We start from the raw sequence: 13876 nt of genomic DNA, 5'->3' as shown, positions 1-13876 counted from the left end.
GTCCGTACCCGCCGTCGGCCTCGGGGCGGGCCATCAGCTCGAGGAACGGGTCGGCGCTGAACGCCTCCGGCCCGAGCACTCCGGCGCCGGTCCGCTCCCCGAGAGCGCCGTCGACGCCGTGCGCGCCGGGTACGCGTTCACCGGCCCGGCCCTCGAGCTCGGCGCCCTCGTCAACGGCGACGCGCGGATCGACGTGCCCGTCCGCATCCCGCTCGGCATGCTCAACCGGCACGGCCTCGTCGTCGGCGCGACCGGCACCGGCAAGACGAAGACGCTGCAGGTCCTCGCCGAGCAGCTCTCGGCCCACGGCGTCCCCGTCTTCGCTGCGGACATCAAGGGCGACCTCTCCGGCCTCGCCACTCCGGGCACCGCGACCGACGCGCTGCTCGCCCGCACCCGCGGCATCGGCCAGGACTGGCGGGCGGAGGCGGCCCCCGCCGAGTACTTCGCGCTCGGCGGCATCGGCACCGGCGTCCCCGTCCGCGCCACCGTGACGGGATTCGGCGCGCTGCTGCTCGCGAAGGTGCTCGGCCTCAACCACACGCAGGAGTCGAGCCTCGGTCTCGTCTTCCACTACGCCGAGAGCGCCGGTCTCCCGCTCGTCGACCTGTCCGACCTCCGCGCCGTGCTCACCTACCTCGTCGGCGACGAGGGCAAGGCGGAGCTCGCCGAGCTCGGCGGGCTGTCCAAGGCGACCGCCGGCGTGATCCTCCGCGAGCTGATCGCGTTCGCCGACCAGGGCGCCGACGTGTTCTTCGGCGAGCCCGAGATCGACACGGCCGAGTTCCTCCGCCTCGCCGCCGACGGGCGCGGCGTCGTCAGCCTCCTCGAGGTCCCCGGAGTCGCCGACCGACCGGCTCTGTTCTCCACCTTCCTGATGTGGCTCCTCGCCGACCTCTTCAACGACCTGCCGGAGGTCGGCGACCTCGACAAGCCGAAGCTGGTGTTCTTCTTCGACGAGGCGCACCTGCTCTTCCGCGACGCGTCGAAGGACTTCCTCGCCGCGATCACCCAGACCGTGCGCCTCATCCGCTCCAAGGGCGTCGGCATCGTCTTCGTCACGCAGACCCCGAAGGACGTGCCCGGCGACGTCCTCGCCCAGCTCGGCTCCCGCGTGCAGCACCAGCTCCGCGCGCACACGCCGGACGATGCCAAGGCCCTCCGCGCCACCGTCTCGACCTACCCCGAGAGCGACTACGACCTCGGCGAGGTCCTCCAGGCGCTCCCCATCGGCGAGGCGATCGTGACGGTCATGAACGAGCGCGGCGCCCCGACCCCGGTCGCCTGGACGCGTCTCCGCGCCCCGCTCGGCTCGATGAAGCCCACCCCCGAGGCCGACCGCGAGGCGAGCGTCCAGAGGTCCCCGCTCCTCGCGCGCTACGGCACGCCCCTCGACCGCGACTCCGCCCGCGAGATCCTCACCCGCCGGCTCGACGCCGCCGCCGACGCCGAGGAGGCCCGCGCCGCCGCCGAGCAGCAGGCCGCCGACGACGCCCGCCGCGCGAAGGAGGACGCGCGTCGCGCCAAGGAGGAGACCGCGGACGCCGCCCGCCGCGCGAAGGAGCGGGCCGCCGCCGAGCGCGCCGCCGACCAGGCCGCCGAGCGCTCCCGACGGCGCACGGCACCGACCTCCCGCGGGACCCGCACCACCCGCCGCGACAAGACGGTCGTCGAGGAGGTGCTGGGCTCGAGCGCCGGCAGGACGCTGCTGCGCGAGGTGGTCCGCGGGATCTTCGGGACCGCCCGACGGCGCTGACGCGACCCGGGCCGCTCGGGGAGACGAGGCGCTAACGGGAGCGTGTTAGCGTCGGTAGCATGAGTGAGAGCGGGACGACGCGGGAGCGGATCCTCCGAGCGACGGTCGAGCTGCTGGCGGACGGCGGGCGGGACGCGGTGTCGACGCGGGCGATCAGCGCGGCGGCGGGGGTGCAGGCCCCCACGATCTACCGGACGTTCGGCGACCTGCGCGGGCTGCTCGACTCGGCCGCCGCAGCCGGATTCGCCACGGCCCTCGCCGACTTCGAGCGGAGCGAGGCGCCGGCCGACCCGGTCGACGCGCTCCGTGCCGCCTGGGATCACCACGTCGCCTTCGGACTCGCCGAACCGCACCTCTACGCGCTGATGTTCACCGCACGGCCGGGGGAGGAGTCGGAGGCGGCGCGCCTGTCCCGGGGCGTCCTCCTCGACGCGGTCCGGGCCGTCGCCGAAGCCGGCCGCCTCACCGTCGACGTCGAGCGTGCCTCCCGCCTGCTCCAGTCGGCCGCGCTCGGCTGCACCCTCACGCTGACCGCCCTCGCCGACCCCGACGACGAGCTCTCGTCCCGCTCGCGCGAGTCCGTCCTCGCGGCGATCACCACGGCGGAGGCGGGCCCCACCGATCCCGCCGCCCGTGCGGTCGTCGCGCACGCCGTCGCCCTGCGGACGGCGCTGCCGCAGATCGAGCCCCTCAGCGCGGGGGAGCGGCTCCTGCTCGACGAATGGCTCGAGCGCATCGCCGACTGACGGTCGGCGTCGCCGGAGGGTCCGTATCGCCGCCCTGTCGTCCGCGTCGTCGTAATACGGATGGCGACGGGCACGATCCGGGACCGGCACCTACGGTCGGATCATGTCGCGATCCACAGCCGAACTCTTCTTCCGCCCCGTCTGCGCCGCCTGCTCGGCCCCGCTCGTCGCCCGTCGTGGCGCGTTCTGCTCCGACTCCTGCGCGCGGACGAACCACCTCTACGGCTGATCTCCCGCAATCGGCGCGAGGTCGTCGGCTACGGCTGCGTGTGCGCCGGCGGCGCGAACCCGGCGTTGCGTGAGCGCGCCGCTCCGATGGACGCCTGCACCGGTCGACCGGGCCTCGACGATCGCCCGCACCGGTTAAACAAAACGGTGCCCGTGCTGGCGAGAGCAACGGACACCGTTCGCGGAGGATGGGGGATTCGAACCCCCGAGGGCTTTCACCCAACACGCTTTCCAAGCGTGCGCCATAGGCCACTAGGCGAATCCTCCTGGCACGACCTGAGCCGCGACTCATCGATACTAGCCGGTGTCGGAGGCTCCCGCTGACCACGACCCCGACACGCCCCGCTCTCCTCGGCCGCCGTCGTCGGTTAGACTGTCACCCGGCTCCCCGCGTGGCGCCATCCAGGCCAACTCCCCCAGGGCGGAAACGCAGCAAGGGTAACCGGGCTCTGGCGGGTGCGCGGGGGGTCTTCTTCCGTTAACCGGCAGTTTCTTTCAAGGGCCGCTCGTCCGCAGGGCCGCCGGACTGACGGGGCCGCCTGCTCCGCCGCCCGGCGTCCGCGCCACCGCACTGCCGGCTTGCACCGCTCGAGGAAGCTCCTCCACAGCAGCGCCGCATGCACGCCCTCCCATCCCTGGCCTCTACTCAGCCAGGCGGAGGGACCCCCTCGGTAGGCTGGATCCGATGGTTCAGAGCATCTACATCTCGTCCGCCGAAGGTCATTCGGGCAAGTCCACGGTCGCCCTCGGCGTCCTCGATGCGCTCAGCAGCCAGGTGCAGCGGGTCGGCGTCGTCCGCCCGATCGCCCGCTCCACCTCCGAGCCGGACTACGTGCTCGAGATGCTGCTCGGCCACTCCGACTCGGGCCTCGCCTACGAGGACTGCATCGGCGTCACCTACGAGGACGTCCACGCCGACGGCGAGGCGGCGCTCTCGCGGATCGTCGAGCGGTACAAGGGCGTCGAGGCCCGGTGCGACGCCGTCGTCATCCTCGGCTCCGACTACACGGACGTCGGCAGCCCCACCGAGCTCGGCTACAACGCCCGCATCGCCGCCAACCTCGGTGCCCCGGTCCTGCTCGTCCTCACCGGCCGGGACTCGTCCCGCAGCGAGCAGCTGGGCCAGGCTCCCGCGCGCACGCCGGAGGAGATGCGCCAGATCACGGAGCTCGCCTCGGTCGAGCTGCGCACGGCCCACGCGAGCCTCATCGGAGTGATCGCGAACCGCGCCGATCCCGACACCGCCGCCGACGCCGTCGCCGCGATCCGCGAGAGCATCCCCGCCACCGTCCCGGTCTGGGCGATCCGCGAGGATCCGTTCCTCGTCGCTCCGAGCCTGTCCCGCCTGGTCGAGGCGGTCGACGGCGTCGTCGTCGCGGGCGAACCGGAGCTGCTCGGCCGCGAGGCGCTCGGCGTGGTGATCGCCGGCATGTCGATGGTGAACGTCCTGCCGCGGCTCACCGAGGGCGGCGTCGTGATCGTCCCCGGCGACCGGCCCGAGGTCGTCCTCGCCGTGATCATGGCGTACGCCTCCGGCACGTTCCCCACGGTCACCGGCATCATCCTCAACGGCGGCTTCGAGCTGCCGGAGCCGATCGTCCGGCTGATCGAGGGCGTCGACAGCCGCGTGCCGATCGTGATGACCGAGCTCGGCACCTACGACACCGCCGTCCGCGTCACCGCGGCCCGCGGCCGCCTGGCGGCCGACTCCCCGCGCAAGCGCGACACCTCCCTCGCCCTCTTCCAGGAGGCGGTCGACGCGGTCGAGCTGCTCACCCTCCTCGACGTCGGCCGGTCCGAGGTCGTCACGCCGCTGATGTTCGAGTACGGGCTGATCGAGCGCGCGCGCATCGCCGACCGCCACATCGTCCTGCCCGAGGGCGGCGACGACCGGATCCTCCGTGCCGCCGCGACCGTGCTCAAGCGCGGCATCGCCCGGCTCACGATCCTCGGCGAGGAGGCCGAGATCCGCGCCCGTGCGGCGGGCCTCGGCCTCGACCTCGACGGCGCGCGCGTGCTGAGCACCCTCGACCCCGAGCACCGCGCGCGCTTCGCCGAGGAGTACGCCCGCATCCGCGCGCACAAGGGCATCACCTACGACCACGCCTACGACACCGTCACGGACGTCTCCTACTTCGGCACGATGATGGTGCAGCTCGGCCTGGCCGACGGGATGGTCTCGGGAGCCGCGCACACGACCGCGCACACCATCCGCCCCGGCTTCGAGATCATCAAGACGAGCCCGGGCGTCTCCGTCGTCTCGAGCGTGTTCCTGATGGCGCTCGCCGACCGCGTGCTGGTCTACGGCGACTGCGCGGTGAACCCCGACCCCACCGAGGCGCAGCTCGCCGACATCGCGATCTCGTCCGCCGAGACCGCCCAGCAGTTCGGGATCGACCCCCGCATCGCGATGCTCTCCTACTCCACCGGCGAGAGCGGAGCCGGCGCCGACGTCGAGAAGGTCCGCGCGGCGACGGCTCTGGTGCGCGAGCGCCGGCCCGACCTGCTCGTCGAGGGCCCGATCCAGTACGACGCGGCGGCCGACGCGGCGGTCGCGGCCTCGAAGATGCCCGGCTCCCAGGTCGCCGGGCGCGCGACGGTGTTCATCTTCCCCGACCTCAACACGGGCAACAACACCTACAAGGCCGTGCAGCGCTCGGCCGGCGCCGTCGCCATCGGACCGGTACTCCAGGGTCTGCGCAAGCCGGTCAACGACCTCTCGCGCGGCGCGCTCGTGCAGGACATCGTCAACACCGTCGCGATCACGGCCATCCAGGCCGCCACCCAGGCCATCGTCCCGCCCACCGCCGCCATCCCCGTAGTGCGCTAGCGGCGACCCCGCCGCCGCCCCTCCCGACCCCGATCACCCCAGGAGTCCCCTCATGTCCGTCGTCCTCGTCGTCAACAGCGGATCGTCGTCGTTCAAGTACCAGCTCATCGAGATGACCACCGAGGAGACGCTCGCCAGCGGCCTCGTCGAGCGGATCGGCGAGGACACCGGCCGCACGAAGCACACCCGCGACGGGGAGTCGTTCGAGATCGAGGGGCCGATCCCCGACCACACCGCCGGCTTCGACGCGATGATCCGCGCGTTCGGCGAGCACGGCCCGAGCCTCGACGAGTTCCCTCCCGTCGCCGTGGGCCACCGCGTCGTGCACGGCGGCAAGCGCTTCTTCGAGCCCACCGTCGTCACCGACCTGGTCAAGATCAACATCGAGGACCTCGCCGACCTCGCCCCGCTGCACAACCCCGCGAACCTCGAGGGCATCGAGGCGGCGCAGAACGCCTTCCCGGACGTCCCGCACGTCGCCGTCTTCGACACCGCCTTCCACCACACGATCCCGGCCGAGGCGTCGACCTACGCGCTGCCCGCCGAGCTCGCCGAGAAGCACCGCGTCCGCCGCTACGGCTTCCACGGCACCTCGCACAAGTTCGTCTCGGAGGCCGCCGCCGCCTACCTCGGCCGCCGCCGCTCCGACCTGAAGTCGATCGTCCTGCACCTGGGCAACGGAGCGTCCGCCTGCGCCGTCGACGGCGGCGTCTCCGTCGAGACCTCGATGGGCATGACCCCGCTCGAGGGCCTGGTGATGGGCACCCGCTCCGGCGACCTCGACCCGGCCGTCGTCTTCCACCTGGCCCGCAAGGCGGGCCTCTCGATCGACGAGCTCGACACCCTCCTCAACCGCCGAAGCGGCCTCCTCGGCCTCACGGGTCGCGGCGACATGCGCGACGTCCAGGAGGCGGCCGAGGCCGGCGACGAGCAGGCCCGCGCCGGGCTCGAGGTCTACTACCACCGCCTCCGCCACTACATCGGGGCCTTCTACGCCCAGCTGGGCCGCGTCGACGCCGTGGTGTTCACGGCGGGAGTCGGCGAGAACGTCGCCGCCGTCCGCGCCGGCGCCCTCCGCGGCCTCGAGGGCCTGGGCATCGAGCTCGACCCCGAGCGCAACACGTCCTCCGACCGCGGCGCCCGCCGCATCTCCACCGACGACTCCCGCGTCGCCGTCCTCGTCATCCCCACGAACGAGGAGCTGGAGATCGCCCGGCAGTCCTTGTCGGTCGTGTAGCGGCGGAGCCGCGACACGACTCGCGGCCGGCTTCCAGGGGTGGCGGCTCCCGTGGAGCGGGTCCTGTCGGGCTGCCCTGAATCGCTCGCACGCGGCGGTGCCCGCTCGTCGTGCGGCGGTGGCCCGTTGCGCGACCGCGGTCGGCTTCTCGTGGGCCTGCATCGCGCAGAGCCGGGTACGTCGGGCTGCCCTGAATCGCTGGCACGCGGCGGTGCTCGCTCGTCGTGCAGCGGTGGCCCGCTGCACGACCGCGGTCGGCTTCTCGTGGGCCTGCGTTGCGCAGAGCGGGTCTTGTCGGGCTGCCCTGAATCGCTCGCACCCGATTCCGGGTCGCGGCCCTCTGCCGAACACGCGGCGACCCTCGCTGGTCGAGTAGCCGCGGGACGCGGCGTGGCGAGAGCCACCGAGTACGAGGGGGATCTCGATGCGGCCGCTGTGCGGGCTGCTCCATCGGCAGGAGCCGGCTGAGGAGCCCCGGCTCAGGGCAGCAGGCGCGCGTCGCCCGCGTAGAGGTTGAAGCCGGAGCCGCGGCTGAAGCCGATCAGGGTGAGGCCGGAGTCGCGAGCCAGGTCCACCGCCAGCGACGACGGGGCACCGACCGCGGCGAGCAGGGGGATGCCGGCCATCACGGCCTTCTGCACCAGCTCGAACGAGGCGCGCCCCGACACCTGCAGCAGCGTCCCCCGCAATGGCAGCCGCCCCTCCCGGAGCCCCCAGCCGACCACCTTGTCCACGGCGTTGTGCCGCCCGACGTCCTCCCGGAGCACCAGCAGCGAGCCGTCCGCGTCGAACAGCCCGGCCGCGTGGACGCCGCCCGTCCGCTCGAACACCGCCTGCGCCTCGCGGAGCCGATCGGGGAGCGAGACCAGCAGCTCCCGCTCGACCCGCAGGTCGTCCTCCGCGACGCTCCACGCCGAGTCGGTGGCGACCGCCTCGAGTGACGCGAGCCCGCACACTCCGCACGAGCTCGTCGTGTACACCGACCGCTCGCGCTCGAGCAGCACGGCCTCCCGCCCGCCGCGAACGCTCGCGTCGACCACGTTGTACGTGTTCTCGCCCGGCCCGGAGCCGCTCGCGCAGTAGCGCATCGCCGCCAGCTGCTCCGACTCTGTGAGCACCCCCTCGGACACCAGGAATCCCGCGACCAGGTCGAAGTCGTCGCCGGGCGTGCGCATGGTCACGCTGAAGCGCCGTCCGCCGACGCGGATCTCGAGCGGCTCCTCGACGGCCAGGACGTCCTCGCGACGGCGGGGCGGATCGTCGGCGCGGACGGCGGTCAGGCGGGTGCGGGCGACACTGCGGCTCATGGGTCTCCTCAGGCGGTGGAGGTCATCCTCCCACCGGGAACCGGGAGCGATGCCGGGGTGCGGACGTACGATGCAGGAATGGTCGATGACGCCGAGCCCCGCGAGAGTCCGATCGACGAGAGCCGCCTCTCCGTCCGGTCGCCGAAGAGACGCGCCGTCGGGATCCCCGGCGTCGCCCACGCCCTCGAGATCTCGCTCAAGCAGATGGGCCCGGTGCGCAGCGCCGAGACGCTCCTGCGGGTGAACCAGAAGACCGGATTCGACTGCCCGGGCTGCGCCTGGCCGGAGGGCGACAAGCGCCACGTCGCCGAGTTCTGCGAGAACGGAGCGAAGGCGGTCGCCGAGGAGGCCACGCTCCGCACCGTCACATCGGCCTTCTTCGCCGCGCACCCCGTCGCGGAGCTGGAGGAGTGGGACGACTTCGCGCTCGGCCAGCAGGGCCGGCTGACGGAGCCGATGCTGCTCGAGGAGGGCGCCACGCACTACCGGCCGGTGGGCTGGGATGAGGCGCTCGACCTCGTGGCTGAGGAGCTGCGGGCCTGCGCGAGCCCCGACGAGGCGATCTTCTACACGTCCGGCCGGACCTCGAACGAGTCGGCCTTCGTCTACCAGCTGATGGTCCGCGGCTTCGGCACGAACAACCTGCCCGACTGCTCGAACATGTGCCACGAGTCCAGCGGATCGGCCCTCACTGAGACGATCGGGATCGGCAAGGGCTCGGTGAGCCTGCGCGACGTGGAGCGGGCACCGCTGATCATCGTCGCCGGCCAGAACCCCGGAACGAACCACCCGCGGATGCTGACCGCGCTGGAGCGCGCCAAGCGCGCCGGCGGCACCATCGTGGCCGTGAATCCGCTGCCGGAGGCGGGGCTGCTCCGCTTCCAGAACCCGCAGACCGTCCGCGGCACCCTGGGCGACGGCACGGCCCTCGCCGACCACTTCCTCCAGGTCCGGCTGGGCGGCGACCAGGCCCTGTTCCAGGGTCTGGGCAAGGCGCTGCTCGAGGCGGAGGAGGCGCGCGGCGACGTCTTCGACCACGCCTTCATCCGCGAGAGCACCGGCGGCCTCGCCGAGTACCTCCACGGGCTGCGGGAGGTCCAGTGGGACGAGATCGAGCGGGCGAGCGGGATCGACGAGACGTGCATCCGCACCGTCGCCGAGCTGATCGCGGCGTCCGAGGGCACCGTCGTCTGCTGGGCGATGGGCCTCACGCAGCACGCGCACTCGGTCGCGACGCTCAAGGACGTCGTCAACGTGCTCCTGCTCACCGGCAACATCGGCAAGCCCGGCGCGGGCGTCTGCCCGGTGCGCGGCCACTCGAACGTGCAGGGCGACCGCACGATGGGCATCTTCGAGCGGATGCCGGACTCCTTCCACGACGCGCTCGACCGCGAGTTCTCCTTCTCCTCCCCGCGCGTGCACGGGACGGACACGGTCGCCGCGATCCGGGCGATGCGCGACGGGAAGGCCCGCGTGTTCATGGGGCTCGGCGGCAACTTCGCCCGGGCGACGCCCGACAGCGGAGTGACAGAGGCGGCGATGCGCTCGCTCGCCCTCACCGTGCACGTCTCGACCAAGCTCAACCGCTCGCACGTGGTCACCGGCCGGCGCGCGCTGATCCTGCCCACCCTCGGCCGCACCGACTCCGACGTGCAGCGCTCGGGCGAGCAGCGGGTCACAGTCGAGGACTCGATGAGCGCCGTGCACGCCTCCCGGGGCCGCCTGCGCCCGCCGAGCCCGGGCCTGCGCTCGGAGGTGGCGATCCTCACGGGGATCGCGGAGCGGCTGCTCGAGGGCCGCGAGAACGTCCCCCGGGTCGACTGGGCGGGACTGCGCGACGACTACCGCCGCATCCGCTCGCACATCGCCAACGTCGTCCCCGGTTTCGACGGCTTCGAGGCCCGGATCGACGTGCCCGGCGGCTTCGTCCTCCCGCACCCGCCGCGCGACGCGCGCCGCTTCGACACGCCCTCCGGTCTGGCCCGCTTCACCGCGAATCCGCTCGAGTACCCGCGGATTCCGGAGGGCAGGCTGCTGCTGCAGACGCTGCGCTCGCACGACCAGTTCAACACCACGATCTACGGCAAGGACGACCGCTACCGCGGGATCCACGACGGCCGCCGGGTGGTGTTCGTCCACGCCGACGACGTCGCCGAGCTGGGCTTCGCGGACGGCGCGATGGTCGACCTGGTCTCGGAGTGGCCCGACGGCGTCGAGCGGCGGGCGGAGGCGTTCCGCGTCGTGGCGTACGACACGCCCCGCGGCTGCGCGGCCGCCTACTACCCCGAGACGAACGTCCTCGTGCCGCTGGACTCGACCGCGAAGATCAGCAACACGCCGACCTCGAAGTCGGTCGTGATCCGCCTCGAACCGGCGGCGTAGGCCTCACCAGGGCAGCGGCAGCAGGCGCACGGAGTCGCCCGCTGCCGCTCCCGGTGCGGGCACGACGGCGACGGCCTCCGAGGCGGCGAGACCGGTGAGCATGTGCGAGCGGATGCCCGCGGAGGCCCGCCAGCCGTCCTCTCCGGAGGAGACGGGCACGAGCACCGTGGCCCCCGCGCGCCCGAGCGGCTCGGCGAGGACGCCCCGGCCGAGGGGCCGGGCAGCGGCGCCGGACGCCGCGTCGAGGGCCGGCGGCAGGAAGGAGACCGCCGCGAGCAGGGCGGCGAGCGGGTTGCCCGGCAGCGCGATCACCAGCGTCCCGCCCGGCAGCAGCGCAGCCATGGTCGGGTGGCCGGGGCGCATTCCGACGCCGTCGACGAGGACGCGCGCGCCCACCGCATCGAGGGCGCGACGGACCGCGTCCACCCGGGAGCGCCCGGTCCCGCCCGTCGTGAGGAGGATCGGCGCCGTGCCCGCCAGCAGCGTCCGTGCGATCGCCTCCTCGTCGTCGCCGCGGCGCACGACCTCTCCCACGGCTCCGCCCGAGAGCTCGACCAGCGCGGGCAGCAGCGGCGTGAACGCGTCGCGCACCCGTCCGGCGGGCGGCATCCCCTCGGTGTCGACCTCGTCCCCCGTGAGGAGCAGGTCGACCGCGGCGGGCGGGCGGACGTCGAGCGCGTCGACCCCGGCGACCGCGAGCAGGGCGAGGTGCGCGGGAGTGAGGCGGGTCCGGGCATCGACCAGCACGGCTCCGCGGGCGGCCTCGTCGCCCGCGCGCCGGACATGGCGGCCGGGCGGGAGGGGCGCCCGCGCCGTGAGTAGGTCGTCGCGGACCGCGCCCTGCTCGGACGGCAGCACCGCGTCGCTCCAGTCGGGGACGGCGGCTCCGGTGACGATCGGAGCGGCGGTGCCGTCCTCGAGCGGCCAGGGCCCGGGTCCGCGCACGGCCCAGCCGTCCATGGCGGAGGAGTCGTAGTGGGGGAGCGGCCGGGCGGCGGTGACGGCGCGGTCGAGGACGGCTCCGCGGGCGTCGAGGAGGGGGACGGTCGAGACGCCGGAGCGCGCCACCGCTTCGCCGACGATCCGCCTGGCCTCGTCCCAGTCGGTCGCCTCGTGCCCGTGCGCGCTCATCCCGTCCATTCTCCCGGGGCTCGGGGCGGGCCCTGGGCAGGACCCGCCCCGTCGGTCATCCCAGGTAGCCGTTCGGGTTCAGCACGAACTTCTTCGCGGCGCCCTTGTCGAAGTCGGCGTAGCCGCGGGGAGCGTCGTCCAGGCTGATCGCGGTGGCCTGGACCGCGTCGGCGATGTGGACCCGGTCGTGCAGGATCGCCATCATCAGCTGCCGGTTGTACTTCATGACAGGGCACTGGCCCGTGGTGAAGGACAGCGACTTCGCCCAGCCGAGCCCGAGGCGGATCGACAGCGAGCCCTCCTGGGCCGCCTCGTCGACTCCGCCCGGGTCGCCCGTGACGTAGAGGCCCGGGATGCCGAGGGCGCCGCCCGCCGCGGTGATCGACATCAGCGAGTTCAGCACCGTCGCCGGCGCCTCCTTCCCCGAGTCGGCGCCGTTGCCGTGCGCCTCGAAGCCGACGGCGTCCACTCCGCAGTCGACCTCGGGCACGCCGAGGATCTGCTCGATCTGGCCGGCCGGATCGCCCTTCGAGACGTCGACCGTCTCGCAGCCGAAGGAGCGCGCCTGCGCCAGACGCTCCTCGTTGAGGTCCGCGACGATCACGACGGCCGCTCCGAGCAGCTGCGCTCCGACCGCCGCGGCGAGTCCGACCGGTCCCGCTCCTGCGACGTAGACCGTGGACCCGACGCCGACCCCGGCGGTCACCGCGCCGTGGAAGCCCGTCGGGAAGATGTCCGAGAGCATCGTCAGATCGAGGATCTTCTCGAGCGCCTGATCGCGGTCCGGGAACACCAGGAGGTTCCAGTCGGCGTAGGGGACCATCACGTACTCGGCCTGCCCGCCGACCCAGCCGCCCATGTCGACGTAGCCGTACGCGCTGCCCGGGCGGTCCGGATTCACGTTGAGGCAGATGCCGGTCTTGCGCTCCTTGCAGTTGCGGCAGCGGCCGCAGGCGATGTTGAACGGCACGGACACGATGTCGCCGACCTTGACGAACTCGACGTCGGGGCCGACCTCCACGACCTCGCCGGTGATCTCGTGGCCGAGCACGAGGTCCGACGGAGCGGTGGTGCGGCCGCGGACCATGTGCTGGTCCGAGCCGCAGATGTTGGTGGAGACGGTGCGGAGGATGGCGCCGTGCGGCAGCTTCCGCCCGATGTTCGCCGGATTGACGCCGGGTCCGTCCTTCAGCTCGAAGGTGGGGTAGTCGATGTCGATGACCTCGACGACTCCGGGGGACTTGTAGGCGACGGCTCTGTTGCCTGACATGCGGGGCTCCTTCAGATGGACGACCGCGGCGCAGTCGGCCGCGGGAGTCCTGCGCCGCTCTCGGTCCGAGCCGCGGCACCGGGACTCGGGGGAACCGTACGGCGTCGGCCTGGTGCCGGATCGAGGCCGGTGGAGTAGCGTCTCAGGAGGCGTGCGTACGCTCGTCCACCGCCCGGTGCGAGGCCGTGAGCGCCGCGTCGAGCGCGTCCCGGCCGCCCCCGGCCAGGCCCGCCGCGTAGCCCGCGAGGAACGTGGTCAGCGGAGCCGCCGGCCGGACCACTCCGTGCGCCGCGCGACCGGCGAGGGCGAGCAGGGCGTCCGGGTCCACCGGGACCTCGCTGAGGCCGAGCGCGGAGCACAGCTCGGCCCACCAGCCGGCGAGCACCTCCTCCGTGGGGCGGGCGCCGTCGGAGGCGGAGGGGCGGGGGCCGGTCGTGTCGTCCATCCGCTCAGTCTGCGCCGCGCGGGCCCGGCAGGTCGATCCCGTGCCGGTGCGCGTCGGCGGGCGCGTCGACGTCGTCGGTCGTCCCTCCGGGCACCGTCACGAGCCGCGGGGGAAGGTCCCGGAGGAGGGCGCGCACCGAGGAGCCGTCGGGATCGCCGAGCGCGGTGAGCGCTTCGACGAGGGCCGCTCGCCGGTGCACGCCGAGGAGCTGCTGGGCTCGGCCGCTCGCGTCGACGGCCAGGAGGGAGGCCTCGACGGCGTTCGACGCGACCTCGAGCAGGGTGTGCACGGCGGGAGCGGGGGCGACGAGATCGGCGGCGAGCACGACGACCCAGTCCGGAGCGCCCGGGCGGTCGAGCAGGGGCAGCGCGGCGGCCAGGCCCGCGACCGGGCCGCCGAACGGCGGATCCTCCTGGACGAGCTCGGCGCCGTCGACGGCCGGTGCGAGCGACGACGGTCCGGCCACGACCCTCCGCTCGGCTCCGCGCACGGCTGCTAGGGCGGTGCCGAGGAGCGTCGACTCGCGGTGCCGGAGGAGCGGCTT

At 73.4% G+C, this 13876-nt stretch carries 11 protein-coding genes, 1 tRNA gene and 1 other RNA gene; 7 read left to right on the top strand and 6 right to left on the bottom strand.

Going from position 1 to position 13876, the window contains the following annotated elements; genetic code table 11:
• Nucleotides 1-118: 118 nt before the first annotated feature.
• The 3 genes from C5C74_RS15575 (at nucleotide 119) to C5C74_RS17935 (ending at nucleotide 2731) form a co-directional block, all read left to right on the top strand.
• The gene (locus tag C5C74_RS15575; protein ID WP_104239659.1) at nucleotides 119-1756 is read left to right on the top strand and encodes a helicase HerA-like domain-containing protein; all 1638 of its coding nucleotides are present in this window, start codon (nucleotides 119-121) and stop codon (nucleotides 1754-1756) included.
• Nucleotides 1757-1815: 59 nt separating this feature from the next.
• A complete protein-coding gene (locus tag C5C74_RS15570; protein ID WP_104227474.1) occupies nucleotides 1816-2502 on the top strand; it encodes a TetR/AcrR family transcriptional regulator in 687 nt (228 codons plus the stop codon).
• Between the two features lie 103 nt (nucleotides 2503-2605).
• Entirely contained in the window at nucleotides 2606-2731 is a 126-nt protein-coding gene (locus tag C5C74_RS17935; RefSeq protein ID WP_258064212.1) for a hypothetical protein, read from the top strand.
• A 181-nt stretch (nucleotides 2732-2912) separates the two neighbouring features.
• Here the strand turns inward: C5C74_RS17935 and C5C74_RS15565 are convergent.
• Nucleotides 2913-2997: transfer RNA gene (locus tag C5C74_RS15565), tRNA-Ser, on the bottom strand.
• 112 nt (nucleotides 2998-3109) lie between these two features.
• On the opposite strand from C5C74_RS15565, the gene ffs reads away from it, so the two are divergent.
• The 3 genes from ffs to C5C74_RS15550 all read left to right on the top strand — a co-directional run bounded on the left by ffs (nucleotide 3110) and on the right by C5C74_RS15550 (nucleotide 6797).
• Nucleotides 3110-3206, top strand: an RNA gene (ffs, locus tag C5C74_RS15560) — signal recognition particle sRNA small type.
• Between the two features lie 209 nt (nucleotides 3207-3415).
• Nucleotides 3416-5560, top strand: a complete 2145-nt coding sequence (gene pta, locus C5C74_RS15555) for a phosphate acetyltransferase (RefSeq protein ID WP_104351857.1) — start codon at nucleotides 3416-3418, stop codon at nucleotides 5558-5560.
• Between the two features lie 52 nt (nucleotides 5561-5612).
• Nucleotides 5613-6797, top strand: a complete 1185-nt coding sequence (locus C5C74_RS15550) for an acetate/propionate family kinase (protein WP_104351856.1) — start codon at nucleotides 5613-5615, stop codon at nucleotides 6795-6797.
• A gap of 479 nt (nucleotides 6798-7276) precedes the next feature.
• Here C5C74_RS15550 and fdhD read toward each other — a convergent pair whose 3' ends face one another.
• Complete coding sequence (gene fdhD, locus C5C74_RS15545) at nucleotides 7277-8104, bottom strand: formate dehydrogenase accessory sulfurtransferase FdhD (RefSeq protein ID WP_104225120.1); 828 nt, start codon at nucleotides 8102-8104, stop codon at nucleotides 7277-7279.
• A 78-nt stretch (nucleotides 8105-8182) separates the two neighbouring features.
• On the opposite strand from fdhD, the gene C5C74_RS15540 reads away from it, so the two are divergent.
• Nucleotides 8183-10486 carry an FdhF/YdeP family oxidoreductase gene (locus tag C5C74_RS15540; protein WP_104351855.1) on the top strand — a complete coding sequence of 768 codons (2304 nt, stop codon included), beginning with the start codon at nucleotides 8183-8185 and terminating at the stop codon, nucleotides 10484-10486.
• Between the two features lie 3 nt (nucleotides 10487-10489).
• Here the strand turns inward: C5C74_RS15540 and C5C74_RS15535 are convergent, their stop codons facing one another.
• The 4 genes from C5C74_RS15535 to C5C74_RS15520 all read right to left on the bottom strand — a co-directional run.
• Nucleotides 10490-11617 (bottom strand): molybdopterin molybdotransferase MoeA, encoded by a 1128-nt coding sequence (locus C5C74_RS15535; protein WP_181134718.1) that lies wholly within the window; start codon nucleotides 11615-11617, stop codon nucleotides 10490-10492.
• Between the two features lie 55 nt (nucleotides 11618-11672).
• On the bottom strand, nucleotides 11673-12887 hold the full coding sequence (gene fdhA, locus C5C74_RS15530; protein WP_104225123.1) for a formaldehyde dehydrogenase, glutathione-independent: 1215 nt from the start codon (nucleotides 12885-12887) through the stop codon (nucleotides 11673-11675).
• Between the two features lie 142 nt (nucleotides 12888-13029).
• Nucleotides 13030-13332 (bottom strand): DUF6457 domain-containing protein, encoded by a 303-nt coding sequence (locus C5C74_RS15525; RefSeq protein WP_219813084.1) that lies wholly within the window; start codon nucleotides 13330-13332, stop codon nucleotides 13030-13032.
• 4 nt (nucleotides 13333-13336) lie between these two features.
• Nucleotides 13337-13876, bottom strand: a 540-nt coding sequence (locus C5C74_RS15520; RefSeq protein ID WP_104351853.1) for a molybdenum cofactor guanylyltransferase, incomplete at its 5' end; no start/stop codon positions are given.

The sequence above is a fragment of the Rathayibacter sp. AY1E8 genome, from assembly GCF_002931415.1.
Lineage (GTDB): Bacteria > Actinomycetota > Actinomycetes > Actinomycetales > Microbacteriaceae > Rathayibacter.
Note: the sequence above shows the minus strand (reverse complement) of the source record. Positions and strands in the feature narration are given on the sequence as shown.